The following is a 24,455-nucleotide window of genomic DNA, read 5'->3' as shown; positions in this document are numbered from 1 at the left end:
GGATACTAAATGATAGAAATTAGTGTCGGAGTGAACGTAATTCGGGAGAATATGTTTTATTCGGCTTCCGGGCTAATGCGCGAGAATGGGATATTTCTGCTTTGCCCGGCATCGGTAGGGAAACAGGACAGGGAGAAGGCGTCTGAAATACAAAGTGTCAGTTTGGTACTTTGCAAACAAAGAAACGAGGACATGTCAAAACTCTGACACGCCCTCGTTCCCATATTGTGAACCAATTGAAACTCGGTTTTATGAGCAAGTGCGATTAATATACTTCCAGCTCGTAGATACGGGTATCCCTTCCGCCTACACTCTGTGTGGGGCGGGTTACGAGCAGGCGTAGGTAGCGCACGGGTGCTTCGGTATTCAGCGGACGGGCGATGACGTTGGCATGATTGCCGTCTATCAGGTCGAGGGTTGTCCACTCATCGTTGGCGTTGGCTTTTCCTTGCAGGAAACAGGCGTTGGTGATATACGAATGGTCTTCCTGTCCGGCATTTACCATCTTCCAGCCTTTGAGATTCTTCGCTTCTCCCAGGTCAAAGTCCACGTAGTTGGGAGTTTGCGAAATGTCGCACCATTTGGTGTTCGTGTCGCCGTCTATCATGAATTCGGGCTTTTCCTTGTCATTGGTGAAGCCGGAGTAGCCTGTGATGCGGGCGCCCTTCAGCAGATTCTCGCCTGTAATGGCTTGGCTACCGGCAGCGGAAGCGACGTTGCTACGGTTGGCAGTGCGGAACAGAGTAGAGGCAGGCGTGGCGGCAGGCTCGTCTTCCTGCGTCAGCGTGGCGGCAAACAGTACCACTTTCTCGTTGCGGGGCAGGATGACGGAAGTAGCTCCCTTCGGAATGTCCATGCCGAACTTGAACATATAAGTGAATTCATGAGCCTGGTCACCATCCGCTGCGTGGCGGTGCGTACCTACGTATGCTATTTCGGCTTCCTTCAGATAACCTTCCGTATGTCCCTTATGTCCCCATTGGCCGATGAAGCCGGTGTAGGACGGAACCACGAACGTAGCCGTCTGCTTGCCTGCGCGGAACTCGGCGGTATTGTCGCCTTCGGTAGAGGCGGCGAGGAAGTAGAGGCGGTTGTATCCGGCGGGCAGTTGCAGGGTATCGCCCTTGCAAGTCATTCCGTTGGCTACCTCTTTCTCGCCCAGGCGGAAGAGTACGCGATCGGTGGTCAGCTCGTCGGGCAGCAGCTCGGCGGCAAAGGAATAACCCGATTCAAAGTCGCCCTCGCCGCGGAACGCGTTGTATGAGGCGCACTTGCGGTCGAAGCGAAGAGGCAGCACGGTCTGCTTTAGCTCATCGGTAGCATAGCCGGACGGCGCGAGGCGTACTTTGAAGGTCTTGACGGAGTAGGGGGCGATGCTCACTTTCAGCTGGTTGCCGTCGAAGCGGGCGTTGCCGATGGTCTTTTCCGTACCGTTTGCTTCGGCGGCGGCGAGGATGTTTCCGGCAAAGGTGATCGTGGCGTTTTGTGCCTTCTCGCCTTGGGTTTCGTAGACGCGTACTACGTACTCATCCGATTCTTCCGCCTTCTTCAGTGCTTTAATCAGCACGTTGCGGTTGCTCGATGAGGCAAATGAGAAGCTGCGTCCGGCTGTGCCGCGGTGCTTGGCGGTGCGGAAGGCTTTCAGGCGCTGGTTCAGCATCTCGGCTTTCTCCACGGTGGCGGGTTTGTCCAGCGCTCCCCGGTGGGGCACCAGGCTGTAGGTGAAGGTGTGGAAGCCGAAGTCCTGACGGTTCTGGTACGTATAGTTGTTGCGCGTGGCGGGTGTGTGTATCAGGGTGAGGCGCAGGGTGTTGTCGTTGGGCTTGTCCCAGCCGTACTTGCTGTCGTTCATCACGGATACGCCGTAGCTGCCGTCGCGGTCGGTCAGGTCGGCCCACTGCTGTGCATATACTTCGTAGGCGGTCAGGGTGTTGTTGGGGCGTTGCACGCTGCCTATGCCCAGGTCGTAAGTGGCCTTCTCGTTGGCAATGCTTAGCGGGAACTCGGCTTTCAGCAGGGTGTTGGTCGATTGCCAGTCCACTTCGCTGTAGAGGTCGATGCGCTCTGCGCGGCTGCCTTCGTAGAGGCGGATGTATTGGCGGAAGACGGATTCACCGTAACGCTTCTCCACGCACAGTGTCTTGCGCAGGTCGCCGTTCTCTACCAGCGTTACTTTCACGTCGTCGGTGATGGACACCGGTTCGCGGTCGGTGGTCTCTTTCATTATCTCCCACGCGGGCCAGTTGAAGGACTCGTTCTTGGTGAAGAGAGCCAGGCGGATGGCTTTGCCTGCTTTCACCAGTTCCTTGCCTGCCTGCTTGTCCGTCAGGGAAGTGATGTCGCCGTTCTCGTCCAAAGTCAGCTTGTAGAGGGAGTTCTCCAGGGTACGGGCACTGACGGGTGCCTGCTCTGCGGCGCTTCCGGAAGTGCGGATATCATAAACGGCATATCCCGTTGCCGGAACGGTGGCGTCTATCAGTATCCGGGCCTTTCCGTCTTGGTAGCCTGCGATTTGTGCGGCTGCCTTCTTGCCGTTGGCATCGTAGGCGGTGACGCTTTTCGGAGCTTTCGGCAATTCTATTTCTACTTCGGCAATGTCCGAAACGGGGAATCCCAGTGCGTTATATAGTACGACGGGGATGCCGCTTACGCGTGTGTCCAGCGCCCGGCCCACTCCGTCCACCGAGGCGGTGAGTACGCCGGAGAATTGCTTCAGGGAAATCAGTTCATCGTTCCAGGAGAACTCGTAGGCGCGCGGAATGCTGGTACCCGTCAGGTCGTCGTGGAACTGATGGAAGATGAAGCGCTTCCAGGCTTCGTTGAGCGTATGGCCGGGGTAAGCGGCGCGGTTCATCCATTCGGCGGCTACGGCAGCCCGTTCGGCGGCATCGCCCAGGTTTTCGTTCTGGCGGTTGTAGAGCTTCATGGCGGCTTCCGAGGTGTAGCAGCCTGTTCCGTGGACATCCATCAGCAACTCGCCGTCGAAGACGGGCAGCTCGGGATGGCTGTTATAAGGAAGGTAGTCTTTGAACAACTGGTCGCTGGTGGCGCTGATAATCTCTACCGGGCCGTTACCTTTCAATCCCTTCTCTACCGAGCGTACGGAGCCGATGGTGGGTGAGCCGCCTATGTCTCCCGTACCATAATAACGGTAAACGGTGTTGAGCGGCGTGCGCCCTGCAAGGTTTTCCAGCTCTTTGCTTTCGGACAGGTCTGTGTCATTCCAACGCTTGCCATAGTCGTAGCCGTGTGCCAGCATGATGGTCGAACCGTCGACTCCTTTCCACAGTCCGATGGTGAAGGGGTGCTTGCTTTTGCCGTAGAAGGGGTTGATACGCCAGTCCAGCTTCTGCGAGGAGAACCCTATCAGTCCGCAATGGGCGGCAACCGTGGGGAGCGTCCAGCCGAATCCGAAGCAGTCCGGCAGGAAGATGTCCGTGCTTTCCACGCCGAATTCCTTGCGGTAGTATTGCTGTCCCAGCATAATGTTGCGGATGAACGACTCGGTGGAAGGCACCAGTGCGTCGGTGGCATCCCAGCTACTGCCGGAAATGTGCCAGCGTCCCTTCTTGATGAACTCTTTCATTTCCTCGTACTGGTCGGGATAATACTCCTTCATCCAGGCGTACTTTACTCCGCCCTCAAAGTTGAATACATAGTTGGGGTACTTCTTCAGCAAGAAAAGATTCTGGCTGATGGTGTTCCATACGTACTCCTTGATGGTGGTTTGAATGTCCCAGTTCCACTGGGTGTCGAGATGTGCATCTGCCACCATATAGGCTTTCGCTTTCGGTTTATCCGGTACGGTGTCCTGGGCGTATGTGGCTCCTCCGGACAGCATTGCGGCAGATAGCAGCATGGCAATGTGTAATTTCATGTGCAGCTGTTTTATTTGTTAATAAATAAGATTGTATGTTACAAAGGTCATCAATTCACGGGTAAGAGTATGAAAGAATCTGTTCAATAAACAAAAGAATCTGTTCAGAGTTGCCCCTGGACTATCTGTGGCCGATATTTAATGAATGGAAAGAATAGTTTCTTTTGTTTATTGAACAGATTCTTTCACACGGTTAATAAAGAATAACCTTCCTTTGCACTGTCTCTAATTTATGAAGCAAATACTATGGAACGCATCCCCCTGCCTACCTTATTATAAAGCAGCGATTGATGATGTACGATGCTTTTATACTTTAGACTCTTTTGAATAAACCTATAATTAAATTTATGTACTATGTGTAAAAAGGAACAATTGTTTTGGCTCACAAGTCGTAGCAAAATGTGGAGCATACCGTGTATGGTTGCTTTCTCGCTCTTGCCAAGTACGTACAGTTTCGCCAGTGCGGGCAATCCTGCTACGGAGACTGTATTGACAGTAAATTCGGTTCAACAGCAACGTACCGTGAAAGGTGTGGTTGTCGATGTTAATGGTGAGCCGGTGATTGGTGCTAATGTGAAAATGGTAGGAAGTACCACCGGTACCATTACCGACATCGACGGTGCATTTACGTTGGCAGTCAACGGAAATGCCACTATCGAAATCTCTTTCATCGGTTATCAGACCCAAAAGGTGACTGTTGGAGCGTCCAACACGATTAACGTTACCTTGAAGGAAGATGCTAAAGTGCTGGATGAGGTTGTTATTACCGGTTTCGGTATGTCTCAGAAGAAAGCGTCATTAACGGGTGCAATTACTGCTATTAAATCAACAGACATTGAGCGCTCTAATTCTACTACTTCGGCAGGCGCGTTGATTGGTAAGATTGCCGGTATCAATACCCGTCAGACGGACGGACGTCCTGGTGTGGCTGCAGCCTTGCAAATCCGTAACATGGGAGATCCGATATATGTAATTGATGGTGTTGTTTCCGATGGCGGACAGTTCAACCAGATTAATTATAATGACATTGAATCGATTTCAGTACTTAAGGATGCTTCTGCAGCAATTTATGGTATGCGTGCAGCTAATGGTGCAGTCGTTGTTACTACTAAAAAAGGACATCGTAACGAACGTAATACAGTTGCAATAAATGCTTATTATGGCTGGCAGGACAATTCACGTTTTATCAAGCCGTCTAAAGCTAAAGATTACGTCACTGCTTATGTAGCAGCCGAAACCTGGGCTGGTAAGAGTGATACCGACCGTAGATACAACAGATCGGAATATGATAAGTGGATGGCAGGTACAGAGAAAAACTATCAAGGTTTTGATTGGGCGGACTACATTTGGAATACGGCTCCCCAGTATTATGTTAATGCCAGTTTCTCCGGCGGTTCTGATAAAGCCAATTATTATACTTCTGTTTCTCATGTGGGACAGGATGCTACAATACGTAATTATGAAGGTTTTAACCGTACCAATATTCAGATGAACATGGATATGAACGTTAACGAGCGCTTTAAGATTGGTGCTACCGTCAATGGTCGTATAGAAACGAAGAAGAATCCGGGTATTCCGGGTGACGATGATTATTGGTTGCCGCGTTTTGCCACAATGAAGAACTGGCCTACTGTAGGACCGTATGCCAATGGTAATCCTGATTATCCTTCAAAACCGTCAACGGATGACAATACTAACTTTGCTATTTTCAATAAGGAGACTGCCGGTTATCTGTCTGATGTATGGCATGTAATCCAGATGCAGGCTACGGCTGAATATGAGTTATTGAAAGGTTTGAAAGCTAAGGGTATGGTCGGCTATTATTTTGCTTATTGGAAGAAAGATGTTCACGAATATCCGTATAAGTTATACGATTATAACGAAGCCACTGATGAATATACAACTATCGTTAATATGGGAAACCCTTATCGTCAGCGTATCCGTGAGGAGGTGGAAGATCAGTTCTCCAACTTCCAGTTGAATTTTGACCGTAAGTTTGGTAAGCATTATGTCAATGCAGTGGCTTCTTTTGAAGCAAGTCAGCGCAAACGTCCTAAACAAGAGGTACATTCTATTCCTGTCGCTGATAATATGGACTTGATTCGTTTCCCGGAAATGGATACTTACAATGATACCGGTAACAATAAGGAAGCCCGTATGGGTTGGTTAGGTCGTCTTAACTATGCATACAACGATAGGTATTTGGTTGAGTTTATCGGACGTTGGGATGGTTCGTGGAAGTTCAGACCGGGACACCGTTGGGGGTTCTTCCCTTCTTTCTCTTTGGGATGGAGAGTTTCAGAAGAAGACTTCTGGAAGGAAAGCAGCTTTGCTGATATCTTCTCTAATTTGAAGGTTCGCGGTTCTTATGGTGTAATGGGAGATGACAATGTAGCTGATTATAGTGCATTTGATTATTTGCCGGGCTATACTTATGCTGATGGCGGTGCTGTTATTGACGGTAAATGGGTGATTGGTTCAGGAACGCGCGGATTACCCAATGAGACTTTGTCATGGATGAAGGCGAAGACATTGGATATAGGTGTGGATATGGGATTCTTTAATAATCGTTTGAATGTACAGTTTGACTATTTCCGTCGTTTGCGTACAGGTATCTCAGAATCACGCTATGATGTGTTGATTCCTTCTGAAGCCGGCTTTAGCTTGCCGAAGGAGAATTTGAAATCGGATATGCATAAAGGTTTTGATGCGTCTGCCATCTGGTCTGATAATATTAATGATTTCCACTATAGTGTAGGTGGTAACATTACTTTCTCTCGTTTCTATGATTGGGAACAGTACGACACTCGTTTCAGTAACTCTTGGAATGTATATCGTAACAGTATCTGGCATCGTGTCGGCTATGTCAACTGGGGTTACAAGGCTATCGGTCGTTTCACCGATTGGGAACAGATTGCTACTTATCCGGTGGATATAGATAAAAAAGGTAATAGAACGGTTGTACCCGGTGATATCATTTATGAAGATGTGAATGGTGATGGTGTTATTAATAGTATGGACGAACGTCCTATCGGTTATCGTGGTGACGGTACTCCGACTTTGAACTTCGGTATCAATTTGTCGGCCGCATGGAAAGGTTTCGATATTGCTATGGACTGGACTGGTTCAGGTATGACTTCATGGCATCAACAGTATGAAACGGCACGTCCGTTCCAGAATGATGGTAATAGTCCTTCCGAAGTATTTAAGGATGCATGGCATCTGGCAGATATATGGAATGCCGAGAGCGAACTGATTCCCGGTAAATATCCTCTTATCCGTTTGGATAATGCTGAAACAAGTGCTTATGAGAAGAGTACATTCTGGTTGCATAATGTGACTTACATCAAATTGCGTAACTTCGAATTGGGATATACTTTGCCGAAGGTATTGGTGAATAGAGTAGGTATTAACAACTTACGTTTTTATGTGTCTGGTACCAACCTGCTCACCATCAGTAAAGTTCCTATTATTGACCCTGAGACCGCCGCATCTAATGGTTTGGATTATCCGACTTCGCGCGTAATAAACATTGGTGTTAATCTTAAATTTTAGTAGAATGATGAAAAGAAAATATATCTTAGTTGCTTGTACGGCAGGTATGCTGGCGTTGAGCAGTTGTAGTGGCTTTCTGGATACTAAACCAGATACTATTTTGACTCAGGATGTCGTTTATGGTGATCCTAATCTTGTGAAGTCTGTATTGGCAAACTTTTACGGGCGTATTACCTGGGGACAGCGTATTGATGCTCATGATGATTTGGCTGTACTGGATGAGGCTATAACTTTTGATACAAAAAGTGACGAAACCATTGATCGTAATTTGTGGCGTCCGTTTGACTATACTCTGATTCGGAATTTGAACCAATTCTTAGTAGGCGTTAAGGAAAGTACTGAGATTGATGAGGCAACTCGTAATGCCTATATCGGAGAGGTACGTTATATCCGTGCGTGGACTTACTTCTGTATGTCACGTGGATTAGGTGGAATGCCGATCGTTGGAGACGAAGTCTTTGGCTATACGCCGGGGATGGATATAACCACTATCCAGATACCTCGTTCGACAGAGGCAGATATGTATGATTACATCATCAAGGAATGCCGCGAAGCTGCTGAGTTGATGTCTAAACAGACAAATGAACATGCTGCCCGTGCTAATTACTGGGTTGCTAAAATGTTGGAAGCCCGTGCTGCAATTACTGCCGGTTCACTTGCCACTTATAATACTGAAGCACAGCATCCCGGTTTAAGAACTGCCGGTGGAGAAGTCGGTATTCCGGCATCCAAAGCAAAAGAGTATTATGAGATAGCATTGAAAGCTGCCAAAGAGGTGATTGAAGGAGCTGCCGATGGAACTCCCTCTCCTTATAAGTTGATGACAACTAATAATAGTACCGTTGAGGCATTGGCTGATAACTTCTATAACGCTGTTTGTGAAAAGAACGGTAATACTGAGGTTATCTGGACACGCGATTACATCTATCCGGGACAGACTCATCAATATACAAAGAATCTGTTGCCCAAGAGTATTGCACAGGATAACGGTAGCAGCCGTATTTCAGCTCTGCTAAACTTGGTAGAGGCTTATGAACCAATTAATGCTACGGAAGAACAACGCGGAACGGCTGTTCCTTTCAATGTAGGCAGTCTTGAAAATCCTGTTTTCTATAACAATCCTACTGAACTGTTCTTGGAACGTGACCCTCGTTTGACTGCAACGATTCTTTATCCGGGTTCTGTATTTGATGGCAAGCCGATAGAGATGCAGGCTGGTCAATTGAATAAGAATGGAAATTCTTGGGTAGAACAGATTGGTCGCCGGAGCACTTATGATGCAAATGGTAAGTTGATTACAGCTAATGATGGTCCCTCGGGCGATGGTAATGAACGCGAAATAAACCGTACAGGTTTCTATATTCGTAAGTATCTGGATGCAACTCCGTCTGCTGGTACTATTGGTCGTGGCTCAGAAATGTGGAATGTTTACTTCCGTATTTCAGAAGCATATCTGATTGCAGCAGAAGCCTCTTGGGAGTTAAGCCGTAATGATGTAGATGTAGATGCTTTGAAGTATATCAATGCTGTCCGTAGCCGTGCCGGTATTCAGCCTTTGACGTCTATCGATCATGAAAAGATTATGCATGAGTTCCAGGTGGAATTTGCTTTCGAAGGTCATCGCTGGTGGGATTTGAAGCGCTGGGTAGAAGCAGATAAACTTTGGACGGGTGATGAAAGAAACAAAACTTCACAGCGTAGAGGCTTGTGGCCCTATTTGGTGGTAGCTCCGGGCGATGCCAATGATGGTAAATGGGCATTTATAGAAAAAGACATGCAAGTTTTGGATTTGTACCGTAGACCGTTGAAGTGTACCGATGTTCAATATTATTCTACATTAGACAATGGTTGGCTGAACAATAATCCGAAGTTAGTGAAGAATCCATTCCAATAATCTAAAGAAGATAATGAATATGAAAACAATATCTAAAATATTTTTAATGACAGTTTTGTCGGCTTTGGCGTTGGCAAGTTGTACAAAAGATAACTATGATGCACCTACATCCTTTATAAAAGGCCGTGTGGTTTATCAGGGAGAGGCTTTGCAGCTACGTGGCAATGACGCCGTAAAGTTAGATTTATACCAGCGTGGTTATGAGAAACACGACCCCGTGGAAGTATTTGTTAATCAGAATGGAGAGTTCTCTATCTGCATTTTTGATGGACAATATCAGTTGATTACAAGATCCGGTAATGGTCCTTGGTCGTCTGCCGGACGTGATACGATAGAAATAAATCTGAAGGGACATGCTACGCAGGATGTAGAAGTTATGCCTTATTATCTGGTGGAAAATGCTCAGATGACTCTGAACGGTAATAAAGTCGATGCCTCGTTCACTGTAAACAAAATAGCAGGTACAAATATTGACCGCGTATTTATTTTGTTGGGAACCACTCAGTTCCTCAGTGATGCAGAGCATAACGTAGACCGTTATGACGAAACCGATAACTTGAGTGAATTTAATGAAACCGGTAAAGTCTATACTTTTGCTTCCAGAGATTACACTGACAACAAAATGTTCCAAACAGCTCTGAAGAGGGGAACTTTGTTCGGTCGTATCTGCCTGTGGCCGCAAGGATCAGACCAGGGTATCTACTCTAAGGTATTCCGTTTGAAATAAATAACATCTGTTTTAAATAGGGAAAGGGTGTCGGCTTTTCCGATGCCCTTTCTTCTTTTGATGATATTCTTAAACTATACTACCATGAACAAGTTGTTATTATCCATAGCTCTTCTTTTTTGCATTTCTGCTAATGCGCAGCAATACTCCAACCCAGTCGTCAACTACAGCCTGCCGGACCCTACCGTTATCAAGGCGGATGATGGCTATTACTACCTCTATGCAACAGAGAATATAAGAAATCTTCCGATTCATCGCTCCCGGGATTTAGTGAACTGGACGATGGTCGGCACTGCTTTTACGAAAGAAACCCGTCCCACCTTTGAGCCCAAAGGAAATTTGTGGGCTCCCGATATAAATAAAATAGGTAACAAATATATCATGTATTATTCAATGTCCGTTTGGGGTGGGGAATGGACTTGTGGCATCGGTGTGGCCGAAGCCGATAAACCGGAAGGACCTTTCACGGATAAAGGGAAATTGTTCCGGAGTAATGAAATAGGTATTCAGAATTGTATCGACCCATTCTACATAGAAGACGGCGGCAAGAAGTATTTGTTCTGGGGAAGTTTCCACGGGATATATGGCGCCGAACTGACCGATGACGGGTTGGCGTTGAAGAAAGACAGCCGTCCGGTGCAGGTAGCCGGTGATGCTTACGAGGGTACATACATACATAAACGCGACGGGTATTACTATCTGTTCGCTTCCATCGGCCGCTGCTGCGAAGGACTGAACAGCACTTATACGACGGTTGTCGGCAGATCGAAGAACCTGTTCGGCCCCTATGTGGACAAGAAGGGAAAGCCGATGATGGAGAATCATCACGAAATCCTGATCGGGAAGAATGAAGCATTCGTAGGACCGGGACACAACTCCGAGATTGTGACCGATGATGCGGGTGCCGACTGGATGTTCTATCATGCCGTGAGCGTTGCCAATCCCGAAGGCAGAGTTCTGATGATGGATCGTGTGGACTGGCAGAAGGGATGGCCCAGCGTGGCAGGAAGCACTCCGTCACTAAAAGCAGATGCCCCGTTCATAGCAAAGGAGGAGGCTACTGCCGCCCTCGATGCCTTCAACGCAGCCTTTTATAACCCGGAAATGAAACTGTATGCCATCTCCTCGGACGGGAAAGGGCGTGCCGCTATATGGGTGCAGGCCATTTATTGGGATATGGTGATGAACGCATACAAGCGTACCAAGTCCCCCGAATATCGTCGGCTGATGGAAGACATTTACCAGGGCGGATACGAACAGTACGATAAATACAACTGGGATAATAAGATAGAATGGTTCATCTACGACGATATGATGTGGTGGATTATCTCGCTGGCACGTGCCTACGAGATTACCGGCGAACCGAAATACCTCGCTCATGCCTCTTCCGGCTTCTATCATGTCTGGAAAGAATCGTACGACAAGGAACGGGGAGGAATGTGGTGGAACTTCAAGCACGACGGCAAGATGTCCTGCATCAATTACCCCACGGTAGTAGGCGCCATGACGCTTTATAACATCACTCACGACCCGGATTATCTGGAAAAGGCAAAAGAAATCTATGCCTGGTCGCTCGGCGTCTTCTTCGACAAGAAGAACGGACGCGTGGCGGACAATATGCACTATCACTTCCAACGGCAGAACAGCATGGACATTGACTGGACGACACAACTTTACAATCAGGCTACCTTTATCGGTTCCGCCGTGATGCTTTATAAAGCAACGGGCGAAGAGTCTTATCTGAAAGAAGCCATCCTGGCTGCCGACCATGTGCGCCGCGAAATGTGCGATGCCGACGGCCTTCTGCCTTTCAAGAACGGAATAGAGCAGGGGATTTACGCAGCCATCTTTGCACAATACATCATACGTCTGATAGAAGACGGCAACCAGCCCCAGTATCTGGAGTGGCTGCGTCGTAACATCGATACTGCCTGGCAGCACCGCGACAAGAAGCGTAACCTGACGTTTAAGAATGCCGCCGTGCCCTGTCCCGACGGAGTAATGGAGAGCTATGATGCAAGCGGATGCCCGGCGCTGATGCAGGTGGTCGCGAAGCCGGAATCTTGCGCCGCAACTACGAAATGATGCCCGGACACCTCCACGGGAGCTCCAGCGGACCCTTCTTTGACGACGGACACCTCCACGGGAGCTCCAGCGGACCCTTCCTTGACGACGGAAGCCTCCACGGGAGCTCTCGGGGACCCTTCCTTGACGACGGAAGCCTCCACGGGAGCTATATTGTTAACGAATGTTAACGCGGTGGCGCCAAAAGAGCTCTATTGCTAACGGCTGTTAATGTGACAGCGCCAAAAGAGCTCTATTACTAATAGATGTTAGCAACGACGGCGTCGCGGGAGTTCCGTTCCCCATGAAATTATTAACTGTAAATATAAAAAATGTAACCTTTGAGATTATGAAACTAAGATTATCCACTCTGCTTCTGGGCGCAACGGCTGTATTGAGCAGCTGTGGAGCACCTGAAAACATCGCCAGCGAAAAAAGTGAGCTGCGCGCACCGGCCTACCCGCTGGTAACCATCGACCCATACACCAGCGCATGGGCCTTCACCGACAATTTGTACGACGGATCTGTGAAACACTGGACCGGCAAGGACTTTCCGCTGATTGGCGTGGTCAAGGTAGATGGTGAAATCTATCGCTTTATGGGAACAGAAGAACTGGAGCTAACTCCGATTGTAAAGACCTCCGAACAAGGACAGTGGCGCGGCAAGTATACCACCAAGAAACCCGCAGACGGCTGGCAGAATGCCGGCTTCAACGATGCCGCCTGGAAGGAGGGCGAAGGAGCCTTCGGAACGATGGAAAATGAAGGCACCGCACGTACGCAGTGGGGCGAAGAATGCATCTGGGTACGTCGCAACGTCGATATACAGGACGACCTGCAAGGCAAGAACGTATACCTGGAATATTCGCACGATGATGATGCCGTGATCTACGTGAACGGTGTGAAAGTGGCCGATACCGGAAACGCGGCAAAGAAACACGTACGCACCAAGCTGTCCGACGAAGCCGTAGCCACCCTGAAGCAGGGCCAGAACCTGATTGCAGCATCTTGCTACAACCGCGTGGGCAATGGCTTGATAGACTTCGGTCTGCTGGTAGAGCAGGATAATACCCAATACTTCCCCCAGACTGCCGTGCAGAAATCGGTAGACGTGCAAGCCATGCAGACGAAGTACGCATTCACTTGCGGTCCGGTAGACTTGAACTTGACATTCACCGCCCCGCTCTTCATGGATAATCTGGACCTGATGTCCCGTCCCGTGAACTACCTGACGTACGAAGTAGTAGCCAACGACGGTAAGAAGCACCAGGTAGAGTTCTACTTTGAAGCCGCTCCGCAATGGGCGCTCGACCAGCCTTACCAGGAAGCAGTGGCCGAAACCTTTACTGAAGGCGACATGGCTTATCTGAAAACCGGAAGCCGCAACCAGGAAATCTTGGGCAAGAAAGGCGACGACGTACGCATTGACTGGGGTTACTTCTATATGGCAGCCGACAAGGCAAACAGCACCTGCGCCACCGGCGACGGAAAGGCCATGAGAAAGAGCTTCATCGACGGAGCGCTGGCTACATCGGCAACCGAAGGACATGACAAACTGGCGCTGGTATACACGCTGGGCGAAACCCAAAAGGCCGAAGGCCACTTGCTGCTGGGGTACGATGATATCTACTCCATCCAATACTTTGGCGAAAACCTGCGTCCCTACTGGAACCGCAACGGCAGCGAAACTATTCTGTCGCAGTTCCAGAAAGCCGAGAAGGAATATAAGAGCCTGATGAACAAGTCTGCCGCCTTCGATGCCAAACTGATGAAAGATGCTACCGAAGCCGGTGGACGCAAATATGCCGAACTCTGTGCACTGGCTTACAGACAAATCATTGCTGCCCACAAACTGGTAGAGGCTCCGAACAAAGACTTGCTGTTCTTCTCGAAAGAAAACTTCAGCAACGGTTCTATCGGTACGGTGGACATCACTTACCCTTCTGCCCCCATATTCCTGCTCTATAATCCCGAACTGGCCAAAGCCCTGATGAACCACATCTTCTATTACAGCGAAAGCGGAAAGTGGAACAAGCCCTTTGCCGCCCACGATGTAGGTACTTATCCGATGGCAAACGGTCAGACCTATGGTGGCGACATGCCGCTCGAAGAGTCCGGTAACATGCTTATACTGACTGCTGCCATTGCCGCCATGGAGAAGAATGCCGACTATGCACAGAAGCATTGGGACGTACTGACTACCTGGACCGACTACTTGGCAGAGTATGGGCTCGATCCGGAGAACCAATTGTGTACGGACGACTTTGCCGGACACTTTGCACACAACACCAACCTGTCTATCAAAGCCATCCTCGGTGTTGCTTCGTATGGTTATCTGGCCGATATGCTGGGCAAGAAAGAGGTAGCCGAGAAATATACGCAGAAAGCCAAAGAAATGGCTGCCGAATGGGTGAAGATGGCCGATGACGGCGATCATTACCGCCTGACCTTCGACAAACCCGGAACCTGGAGTCAGAAGTACAACCTGGTATGGGACAAGTTGATGAACCTGGGTATATTCCCCGAAACTGTTGCACAGAAAGAGATCCTCTACTACCTCGGTAAGCAGAACAAATATGGTCTGCCGCTGGACAATCGCGAAACGTATACCAAGACCGACTGGATTATGTGGACAGCCACCCTGGCTCCGGACAAGGCTACTTTCGAGAAGTTCATCGACCCGGTCTACCTGTTCATGAACGAAACCACTACCCGCGTACCGATGTCCGACTGGGTATTCACCGACAGCCCCACGCAGCGCGGCTTCCAAGCCCGTTCCGTAGTAGGCGGATACTATATCAAAATGCTTGAAGGGAAACTGAATAAATGAAAAAGATAGCACTATTATTGATAGGTGTGCTGGGTGTTTCGTTCAGTGCTTTGGCTAAAACTGTAACCGAACCGGTGGACTATGTCAGTCCGCTGGTCGGCACACAGTCCAAGCATGCCCTGTCTACGGGAAACACATATCCCGCCATCGCCCTGCCCTGGGGAATGAACTTCTGGGTGCCGCAAACCGGAAAAATGGGAGACGGCTGGGCCTATACGTACGATGCCGACAAGATAAGAGGCTTCAAACAGACACACCAGCCCAGTCCGTGGATCAATGACTACGGACAATTTGCCATTATGCCCGTCAGCGGCAAGATGGTATTCGATGAAGACCAGCGTGCCAGTTGGTTTTCGCACAAGGCGGAGATAGCCAAACCCTATTATTATAAGGTATACTTGGCCGATCATGACATCACCACCGAGTTTGCACCGACCAGCCGTGCTGCCATCTTCCGCTTCACCTTCCCCGAGAGCAAAGACTCTTATGTAGTGGTGGACGCACTGGACGGCGGTTCGTACCTGAAAGTGATTCCCGAAGAAAACAAGATCGTCGGTTATACCACCAAGAATAACGGCGGCGTACCCGAGAACTTCAAGAATTACTTCGTACTGGTATTCGACAAGCCGTTTACTTTTACGGCGGCAGTCAGCAACGGCAATATCCGTCCGGGAGAGTTGGAAGCCAATGACAAGCATGCAGGCGGCATCATCGGATTCTCCACCAAGAAAGGGGAGACGGTGAACGTACGCGTAGCTTCTTCTTTCATCAGCCCCGAGCAGGCGGAACAGAACCTGAAAGAACTGAAAAAGGATGACTTGGAAACGGTAGCCGCCAAAGGCCGCCAGGAATGGAACAAAGTGTTGGGACGCATCGAGGTGGAGGATGACAATTGGGATCATCTGCGCACGTTCTATTCGTGCCTGTACCGCTCGGTTCTGTTTCCCCGCAGCTTCTATGAACTGGATGCCCAAGGCGCACCGATACACTACAGCCCTTATAACGGGCAGGTGTTGCCGGGTTATATGTTCACCGATACCGGTTTTTGGGATACTTTCCGTTGCCTGTTCCCGTTCCTGAATCTGATGTATCCTTCTATGAACGAGAAGATGCAGGAAGGACTGGTCAATGCATATAAAGAAAGCGGATTTCTGCCGGAATGGGCAAGCCCCGGACACAGAGGCTGCATGGTGGGCAATAATTCCGCTTCCATCGTAGCCGACGCTTATCTGAAAGGGCTGAAAGGATATGACATCGAAACCCTTTGGGAGGCGGTTCAGCACGGAGCGAATGCCGTTCATCCGCAGGTCTCTTCTACCGGAAGACTGGGATATGAGTACTATAATAAGCTGGGGTATGTGCCCTACAACGTCGGCATCAATGAGAATGCTGCCCGCACGTTGGAGTATGCTTACGATGACTGGTGCATCTACCGGTTGGGTAAGGCGCTGCACAAGCCGGAAGCGGAGATTGCCGTTTATGCCAAGCGTGCCATGAACTACAAGAACCTCTACGACAAGGAGCACAAACTGATGCGTGGCAAAAATGCCGACGGACAATTCCAGTCGCCCTTCAATCCCTTGAAGTGGGGAGACGCCTTTACCGAAGGAAACAGCTGGCACTATACGTGGTCTGTCTTCCACGATCCGCAGGGACTGATAGACCTGATGGGAGGAAAGGACGGGTTCAACCAGATGATGGATTCCGTATTTATCCTGCCGCCGGTATTCGACGACAGTTATTACGGTGGTGTAATCCACGAAATCCGCGAAATGCAGATTATGAATATGGGGCAGTATGCACATGGCAATCAGCCCATTCAGCACATGCTCTACCTGTACAACTACTCCGGCGAGCCTTGGAAAGCTCAGTACTGGATACGCGAGGTGATGGATAAACTCTATACACCCGCACCGGACGGTTATTGTGGCGATGAAGACAACGGTCAGACCTCGGCATGGTATGTGTTCTCGGCGATGGGCTTCTATCCGGTTTGTCCGGGAACCGACCAGTATGTGCTGGGTACTCCCTATTTCAAACAGATGAAGCTTCACCTTGAGAATGGAAAGACGGTCACTATCAGCGCACCGGACAATGACGGAACGAATCGCTATATCAGTTCGATGACCGTCAATGGTAAACCAACATCCCGCAATTATCTGACTCATGAGGAACTGACCGGCGGGGCAAAGGTGATGATGAAAATGTCGTCTCGGCCCAACAAGCAGAGAGGCACACGTGAAACGGATTTCCCGTATTCATTCTCAAGGGAGGTGAACAAATAAGTATCTGATAAAATTTGATATACGATGAAGAAAGTAGTAATGTGGGCACTCGGTGCCCTTTTGGTAGCCGCTTGCGCCGGAACGAAGGTGGAGGTTACCGAGTCCGGTCTGCTGAAGAGTAATTTCCAGACTGAAGTGAATGGAAAGAAAACCGACTTGTACGTACTCCGCAACAAGAATAATATGGAAGTATGTGTTACCAACTTCGGCGGACGTATCGTATCTGTGATGGTTCCCGACAAGGATGGGAACATGCGCGATGTAGTGCTTGGCTTCGACTCCATACAGGACTATATCAGCCAGCCGTCGGACTTCGGCGCCAGCATCGGCCGCTATGCTAACCGTATCAATCAGGGACGGTTTACGCTCGACGGTGTGGAATATCAGTTGCCGCACAACAATTACGGGCACTGCCTGCACGGAGGCCCCAAAGGCTTCCAGTATCAGGTGTATGATGCTTTGCAAACAAGTCCGCAGAAGTTGGAACTCACTTACCTGGCTAAGGATGGTGAGGAAGGTTTTCCGGGAAACATCACTTGCAGGGTCTTTATGGAACTGACCGATGACAATGCCATCGACATCCGCTACGAAGCGGAGACAGACCGTCCGACTGTCGTCAACATGACCAACCATTCTTATTTCAACCTCGACGGAGACGCTGCCAGCAATGCCGATCATCTGCTGACGGTTGATGCCGATTATTACACTCCGGTGGACAGTACCTTTATGACTACCGGCGAGATTGCACCTGTAGAAGGTACTCCGATGGATTTCCGTACACCTACTCCGGTAGGATTGCGCATCTCGGATTATGATTTTGTGCAGTTGAAGAATGGTCAGGGTTACGACCATAACTGGGTGCTGAATGCCAAGGGTGACATCTCTCGCAAAGCCGCTACGCTCCAATCTCCGAAGACGGGCATTACACTGGATGTATACACCGACGAACCGGGTATTCAGGTCTACTCGGGCAACTTCCTGGATGGAACTCAGACCGGAAAGAAAGGTATTACCTACAACCAGCGTGCTTCCGTGTGTCTTGAAACGCAACATTATCCCGATTCGCCCAATAAGCCGGATTGGCCTTCGGTAGTGTTACGGCCGGGTGAGAAATACAACAGTCATTGTATCTTTAAGTTTTCACGATGATTGCATTACGAAGAAAAGAGGGCATGCCCTCTTTTTTTTATATATTTGTCTCAGTCTCCTTTTCTACCTTTGTGGAAGGCTTTTCTACAGGAGCCTTTTCTTTAGCAACATTTACCGCATTCATCCCTTTGGGGCCACGCTCCAAATCGAATGTCACGATATTGCCTTCTGTAATATCGGTAAGCACATTATTGATGTGGAAAAAGTATTTTTCGACTCCTGAAAGACTTTTAATGAATCCGAAGCCTTTGGATGTGTTGAAGAACTCGATCCGACCTCTCTGGATAACAGGTTCTTCGTCTTCTTTCTTGGGGGTTGAGATAATGATTTCTTCTAACTTTATCTCTTCTTTTTTGATGTTCTCATCGGGGGGAGTAGAGGTGAGCATTCCGTTTTCATCGACGTAAGCTATCATATCGTCGAAGGTGCTCTTGCTGGATAGCTTTTTTTCTTCTTTCTTTTTCTGTTTCTCGGCTCGCTTGGCGAGTCTTTTCTTTTCGTTTTCACGCTTGTCTGCGGTGATGGATTTAGCCATGTAGTCTATATTATTAAATTAGTTTATAAAAAAATAGGAGGTGCTTAACCTCCTATTTTGTAACGTAAGAATATTAATATCTTCTGGAGTTGTAGCCGCCTCTTCTGTCGCGGTTTCCACCACCTCTAGGTCTTTCTTCTCTGGGACGTGCAACGTTTACTGTGATAACCTTCTGGTCATATTCAGCACCGTTCAGTTCGTCAATAGCTTTTTGAGCAGCTGTATCGTCAGACATTTCTACGAATGCAAATCCTCTGGATCTTCCGCTTTCTCTGTCTGTAATTACTCTGGCTGAAGATACTTCTCCATACTCTGAAAATAAATCGTTTAAATCAGCATCAGTTGTGTTGAAGTTTAAACCTGAAATGTAAATGTTCATTTGAAATTGTAATTTAAATAAATAATAAATTTGGAGTGAGGAGGATAATTACAGAAGAGACCCGCTTAATAATACTATTCTATTAAAAGAAGAACTATACGATAATGATTCAATTCTCAAACTCTGGGGGCAAAGGTAACACAATAAATTGAAGAACCATATTTTATTTCATGATTTTGCACTAAAAAAGAATAATTGCTGTACTTTTCTTTGGGTCACCCAAAAGAAAAAGTACATTCCTTGCATATATTACGAAAAAACGCGAAATTTGCGACGTTTTAAGCTGAACTTTACTAACACCTTTAAATAATTAAAAGAAATGACTAAAAGTGCATTACAAATTGCAAGGGCTGCTTATCAGCCCAAACTTCCGAAAGCGCTGAAAGGAACTGTTAAAGCTGCCGAAGGTGCTGCTACCCAGTCTGTAGCCGACCAGGAAGAAATCAAGAAGCTGTTCCCCAATACGTACGGAATGCCTTTGATTAAGTTTGAAGCTACCGACGAGGCTGTTGACTTCCCCGCAATGAACGTGGGCGTTATCCTTTCCGGTGGTCAGGCTCCCGGTGGTCACAATGTGATTTCGGGTATCTTCGACGGTATCAAGAAACTGAACAAAGACAGCAAGTTGTACGGTTTCATCCTGGGCCCCGGTGGCTTGGTAGACCATAACTATATGGAACTGACTGCCGACATCATCGACGAATACCGCAACACGGGTGGTTTCGATATCATCGGTTCGGGACGTACCAAACTGGAAAAGGAAGAACAGTTCGAGAAAGGTCTTGAAATCCTGAAAGAACTCGGCATCAAGGCACTGGTAATTATCGGTGGTGATGACTCCAACACCAACGCTTGTGTACTGGCCGAATACTATGCTGCCAAGAAGTGCGGTGTACAGGTAATCGGTTGCCCTAAGACTATCGACGGTGATTTGAAGAACGATATGATTGAAACTTCTTTCGGTTTCGATACTGCTTGTAAGACTTACTCAGAAGTAATCGGTAACATCCAGCGCGACTGTAACTCAGCCCGCAAGTACTGGCACTTCATCAAGCTGATGGGTCGTTCTGCTTCTCACATCGCTTTGGAATGCGCATTGCAGGTACAGCCCAACATCTGTATCATCTCCGAAGAGGTAGAGGCTAAAGATATGTCTCTGGACGATATCGTAACCAGCATCGCCAAGGTAGTAGCCGAACGTGCCGCTCAGGGCAACAACTTCGGTACGGTTCTTATCCCCGAAGGTCTGGTTGAGTTCATTCCGGCTATGAAACGTCTGATTGCCGAACTGAACGACTTCCTTGCTGCCAATGCAGAAGAATTCTCTCAAATCAAGAAGTCTCATCAACGCGATTATATCATCCGTAAGCTCTCTCCGGAAAATGCTGCTATCTATGCCAGCCTTCCCGAAGGTGTTGCACGTCAGTTGTCACTGGACCGTGACCCGCACGGAAACGTACAGGTATCTCTGATTGAAACTGAGAAACTGTTGTCCGAAATGGTTGGTACGAAGTTGGCTCAGTGGAAAGAAGAAGGTAAGTTTGTAGGCAAGTTTGCTGCACAGCACCACTTCTTCGGTTACGAAGGACGTTGCGCTGCTCCGTCAAACTTCGATGCTGACTACTGCTACTCTCTGGGTTATGCGGCTTCGGCACTGATTGCTAACGGAAAGACCGGTTATATGTCTTCCGTACGCAATACTACCGCTCCTGCCGATGAATGGATTGCAGGCGGTGTGCCCATCACCATGATGATGAACATGGAACGTCGTCACGGCGAAATGAAACCGGTTATCCAGAAGGCGCTGGTTAAGTTGGACGGTGCTCCCTTCAAGGCATTCGCTGCTCAGCGCGACCGTTGGGCGATGGAAACAGACTATGTTTATCCGGGTCCTATCCAGTACTTCGGTCCGACGGAAGTTTGTGACGAGCCTACCAAGACGTTGCAATTGGAACAAGGTAAATAAATTCTGTTACCTGTCTTGATATAAAGAACACAAATTACACGAATTACGCAAACTCTCCCTATCTTTGATTTGTGTAATTTGCGTAATTTGTGTTCTTTCTTTAATATACCGATATGCCAGCTAAAACCAATACTGCCACCCGCCGCAAAACTACTGCCACCCGCCGCCCTTCTTCTTCTCCGCGGGGAAAGAAGAAGAAGCCGCAGCCTCGCACCATGCCCGCATGGTTGCGTTATCTTTTGTCGGCTTGTATCGTATTGGTGTTTTCTGCCGGGTTCTATTGGTTCTGCATCCGTCCTTATGCCTATCGCTGGAAGCCTTGTCCCGGTGAGAAGGGGTATGGCGTCTGCATGCCTTGCGATTACGAAGTGCATGGCATAGATATATCCCACTACCAGGGCCGCATCGACTGGGAGCAGTTGATACGCAACAAAGAAGCTCGCTTCCCCTTACACTTTATCTTCATGAAGGCCACCGAGGGCGGTGATCATGGTGACGATACCTTTACACAGAATTTCGACCAGGCACGCAAACATGGTTTCATCCGTGGTGCTTATCATTACTTTCTGCCCAAAACGGATGCACACAAGCAAGCCGACTTTTTTATCCGCACCGTGCAACTTTCCGAAGGCGACCTGCCCCCGGTGCTTGATGTAGAGACTACCGGCAAGAAATCTCCCCAGGAACTGAAACTTGCCGTCAAGACCTGGCTCGACCGGGTAGAGGCTCACTATGGAGTGAAACCGATTCTTTATACTTCCTATAAATTCAAGATGCGCTATCTCAGCGACTCTATTTTCAATGCCTATCCTTACTGGATAGCCCACTACTATGTGGACTCCGTGCGCTACGAAGGCAAGTGGCACTTCTGGCAGCACACCGATGTGGGTGTTGTGCCCGGTATTAAAGAAGAAGTCGACTTGAATGTTTTCAACGGAACGCTGGAAGAATTGCGGGCACTGACTTTGCAGAATAGAAAGTAGACGATACAAATCAAGTCTTCTTTTACTTTTTACATACTTTGCTTCCACACTACCACCCACTTCCCGCATCCCTTTATTCATCGGCATTTGCGATGCTGTGGAAGCAACTGAAAAAGGTGGAAGCAAAATTTGCTTCCACACTCTTAAGAAGTAATGTTTCGTCACTGAGTTTAAATTTAACGTGAGTTCGATATAAGATGATTGACTCATATCTGACAGGTTATAAGCAAGAGTATCTCAAACTCCTCCGCCTGAAAGGGGAGGTGCCCGTAGGGCGGAGGGGTTTTACATCCGCAGGGACTTATGTATTGCAAAGTTACTCTCTGCTTATGTGAAACCCCCTCCCCCCTACGGGGTACTCCCCCTTTCAGGCGGGAGAGTTTGAGATACTCATGTTTATCATTTCATTCATTTCTATCATCAATATGAGTCAATCATCTTATATCGAACTCACGTTAAATTTACCATAGCTTAATGTGTTTAGTACGGTTGTACAATACATCTGTGCCTTGTGCTGAATAGGTGCGGAGTACGTACTTCGTCTGCAAAAGTCTTAGAGATACCGATGCCTAACGGCCGTGAGCAGACATGTTAATGGCCGTTAGGTAATCGCTTTACGGCCGTTAACATGCTTGCTCACGGCCGTTAGGTGTTATGAAACCTTTGTGCAAAAGAAGACAAATGCAAAGGTGTAAGTGAAGGAATGCCTGTGCTTTTACTAAAAGGAATGCTTGTGCTTTTACTAAAGAGAGCGTGCGAGGAAATTCCCTTTTTATAGTGCCCGATAGCGGACAGGTGTTCATTATCGGACAATGCCTCTTCTTCGTCTTCTCTTGATAATCTGCTCGTTATCATTTTGGCGTGTTTTTTGTTTTCTATTTTACAGTTAATACATAATCTGTATGATAGGAAAATACTTACGGCAATCTTTCATGATGCTGAAACAGAATCTGTTGTTCAGCAGTTTCTACATTGTCGGTACCGGGTTGGCTATCTCTATGGTCATGGTGCTGGCTGTACTCTATTATATAAAGGTAGGGGATATTTATCCCGAAACTCATCGTAACCGTATGCTCATCGCACCTTCGGTACACATGCAGAATATTAAAGATACGAGTTGGAATAATACTTGGAAGTATTCCGGCATTTTTGTCAAGGAGTGCTTTTATTCTTTGGATGGAGTAGAGGCCGTAACTGCTGTGAACGATGCGGAAAGCTGGTTTGTTAAAGTAAAGGGTGTGAAGCGTCCCCTTTCTGCACTGGTGAAACTGACTGATACGGGCTTCTGGAATGTGTTCGATTTCTCTTTTATTCAGGGACACCCCTTCACGGAAGCCGATTTCCAAAGCGGCATCCGCACGGCAGTTATTTCGGAAGACGTGGCCCGTCGTGTTTTCGGAAAGACGGAGGTAGTGGGGGAGTATGTGAAACTGAATTATACGGATTATCGCGTTTGCGGTGTGGTGAAGTCTCCGAGTTATGCCATGAAACTGAGTTATGCACAAGTCTGGCTTCCTTATACATGCCTTCCGGGGTATGTGGAGGAGAATGACCAATGGGGAGTTATCGGACCGTTCCAGGTAGCTATTTTACTGCCTTCGGTGACGGATGAAGACAGAGTAAAGTCGCAGGTGGACGAGTATGTGCGCAAGTTCAATGCTTTGCCGCACGAGGACTATCAGCTGGTGATGCACGATCAGCCTTATCTTTATTGGAAAACGTTGTTCTATGCCAATGATATGGAAGACTTGGATTTCTTTATGGTAGCCCGGAAGATGGGATTGTGGCTGTTGATGCTGCTACTGGTGCCGGCGCTCAATCTGTCGGGGATGATCTCTTCGCGCATGGAACGGCGGTTGCCCGAAATGGGAGTGCGCAAGGCATTCGGAGCTACCGGAGGGCGCCTCTTCTCACAGATTGTTTGGGAAAATCTTTTACTGACGTGTCTTGGCGGCATCATAGGGCTGGTAATTTCCTACGGTATGGTGGTGTTTGCCAAGGACTGGCTGCTGACTATGCTGGATGGGGGAATGAGTCCGCTGCCCGACAGCGTGCAGATGAGCATAACGACAGATATGTTGTTCAATCCTACCCTGTTTCTGATTGCGTTTGTGGTCTGCATTGTGCTGAACATGGTTTCGGCATTGATACCGGCCTGCATTGCATTGAAGAAAGATATTGTTTATTCGCTCAACAAACAAAAATAACGAA

Annotated in this window: 13 protein-coding genes; 10 read left to right on the top strand and 3 right to left on the bottom strand. The window is 48.3% G+C overall.

Features of this window, described 5'->3' with window-relative positions:
* Positions 1-265: 265 nt before the first annotated feature.
* Entirely contained in the window at positions 266-3,877 is a 3,612-nt protein-coding gene (locus AAE250_RS13525) for a glycoside hydrolase family 38 N-terminal domain-containing protein (RefSeq protein WP_294602963.1), read from the bottom strand.
* A 354-nt stretch (positions 3,878-4,231) separates the two neighbouring features.
* On the opposite strand from AAE250_RS13525, the gene AAE250_RS13520 reads away from it, so the two are divergent.
* The 7 genes from AAE250_RS13520 to AAE250_RS13485 all read left to right on the top strand — a co-directional run bounded on the left by AAE250_RS13520 (position 4,232) and on the right by AAE250_RS13485 (position 18,381).
* Positions 4,232-7,432, top strand: coding sequence for a SusC/RagA family TonB-linked outer membrane protein (locus AAE250_RS13520; RefSeq protein ID WP_294602961.1), 3,201 nt, complete (start codon positions 4,232-4,234; stop codon positions 7,430-7,432).
* Between the two features lie 7 nt (positions 7,433-7,439).
* On the top strand, positions 7,440-9,326 hold the full coding sequence (locus AAE250_RS13515) for a RagB/SusD family nutrient uptake outer membrane protein (RefSeq protein WP_294602972.1): 1,887 nt from the start codon (positions 7,440-7,442) through the stop codon (positions 9,324-9,326).
* A gap of 19 nt (positions 9,327-9,345) precedes the next feature.
* Positions 9,346-10,053, top strand: coding sequence for a DUF3823 domain-containing protein (locus tag AAE250_RS13510; RefSeq protein ID WP_294602959.1), 708 nt, complete (start codon positions 9,346-9,348; stop codon positions 10,051-10,053).
* Positions 10,054-10,137: 84 nt separating this feature from the next.
* The gene (locus tag AAE250_RS23645) at positions 10,138-12,138 is read left to right on the top strand and encodes a family 43 glycosylhydrolase (RefSeq protein WP_446715757.1); all 2,001 of its coding nucleotides are present in this window, start codon (positions 10,138-10,140) and stop codon (positions 12,136-12,138) included.
* 328 nt (positions 12,139-12,466) lie between these two features.
* A complete protein-coding gene (locus tag AAE250_RS13495; RefSeq protein WP_294602956.1) occupies positions 12,467-14,947 on the top strand; it encodes a glutaminase domain-containing protein in 2,481 nt (826 codons plus the stop codon).
* The gene (locus AAE250_RS13490; protein ID WP_294602953.1) at positions 14,944-17,232 is read left to right on the top strand and encodes a GH92 family glycosyl hydrolase; all 2,289 of its coding nucleotides are present in this window, start codon (positions 14,944-14,946) and stop codon (positions 17,230-17,232) included. Before AAE250_RS13495 ends, AAE250_RS13490 begins: the two co-directional genes overlap by 4 nt.
* A 24-nt stretch (positions 17,233-17,256) precedes the next feature.
* Complete coding sequence (locus AAE250_RS13485) at positions 17,257-18,381, top strand: galactose-1-epimerase (RefSeq protein ID WP_294602950.1); 1,125 nt, start codon at positions 17,257-17,259, stop codon at positions 18,379-18,381.
* 37 nt (positions 18,382-18,418) lie between these two features.
* Here the strand turns inward: AAE250_RS13485 and AAE250_RS13480 are convergent, their stop codons facing one another.
* A complete protein-coding gene (locus tag AAE250_RS13480) occupies positions 18,419-18,916 on the bottom strand; it encodes a cold-shock protein (RefSeq protein WP_294602947.1) in 498 nt (165 codons plus the stop codon).
* A 73-nt stretch (positions 18,917-18,989) separates the two neighbouring features.
* Positions 18,990-19,295: an RNA recognition motif domain-containing protein gene (locus tag AAE250_RS13475; RefSeq protein WP_294602943.1), complete on the bottom strand. Its 306-nt coding sequence runs from the start codon at positions 19,293-19,295 to the stop codon at positions 18,990-18,992.
* Positions 19,296-19,614: 319 nt separating this feature from the next.
* On the opposite strand from AAE250_RS13475, the gene AAE250_RS13470 reads away from it, so the two are divergent.
* From AAE250_RS13470 to AAE250_RS13460, 3 genes are all read left to right on the top strand, one after another.
* Positions 19,615-21,261 (top strand): diphosphate--fructose-6-phosphate 1-phosphotransferase, encoded by a 1,647-nt coding sequence (locus tag AAE250_RS13470; RefSeq protein ID WP_294602941.1) that lies wholly within the window; start codon positions 19,615-19,617, stop codon positions 21,259-21,261.
* A gap of 113 nt (positions 21,262-21,374) precedes the next feature.
* On the top strand, positions 21,375-22,244 hold the full coding sequence (locus tag AAE250_RS13465; RefSeq protein ID WP_294602938.1) for a glycoside hydrolase family 25 protein: 870 nt from the start codon (positions 21,375-21,377) through the stop codon (positions 22,242-22,244).
* A 902-nt stretch (positions 22,245-23,146) separates the two neighbouring features.
* Positions 23,147-24,451, top strand: coding sequence for an ABC transporter permease (locus AAE250_RS13460; protein WP_294603310.1), 1,305 nt, complete (start codon positions 23,147-23,149; stop codon positions 24,449-24,451).
* Positions 24,452-24,455 lie beyond the last annotated feature (4 nt).

Source organism: Bacteroides sp. GD17, from assembly GCF_038448625.1.
Classification (GTDB): Bacteria; Bacteroidota; Bacteroidia; order Bacteroidales; family Bacteroidaceae; genus Bacteroides.
This window is presented reverse-complemented; position numbering and strand designations above follow the sequence as displayed.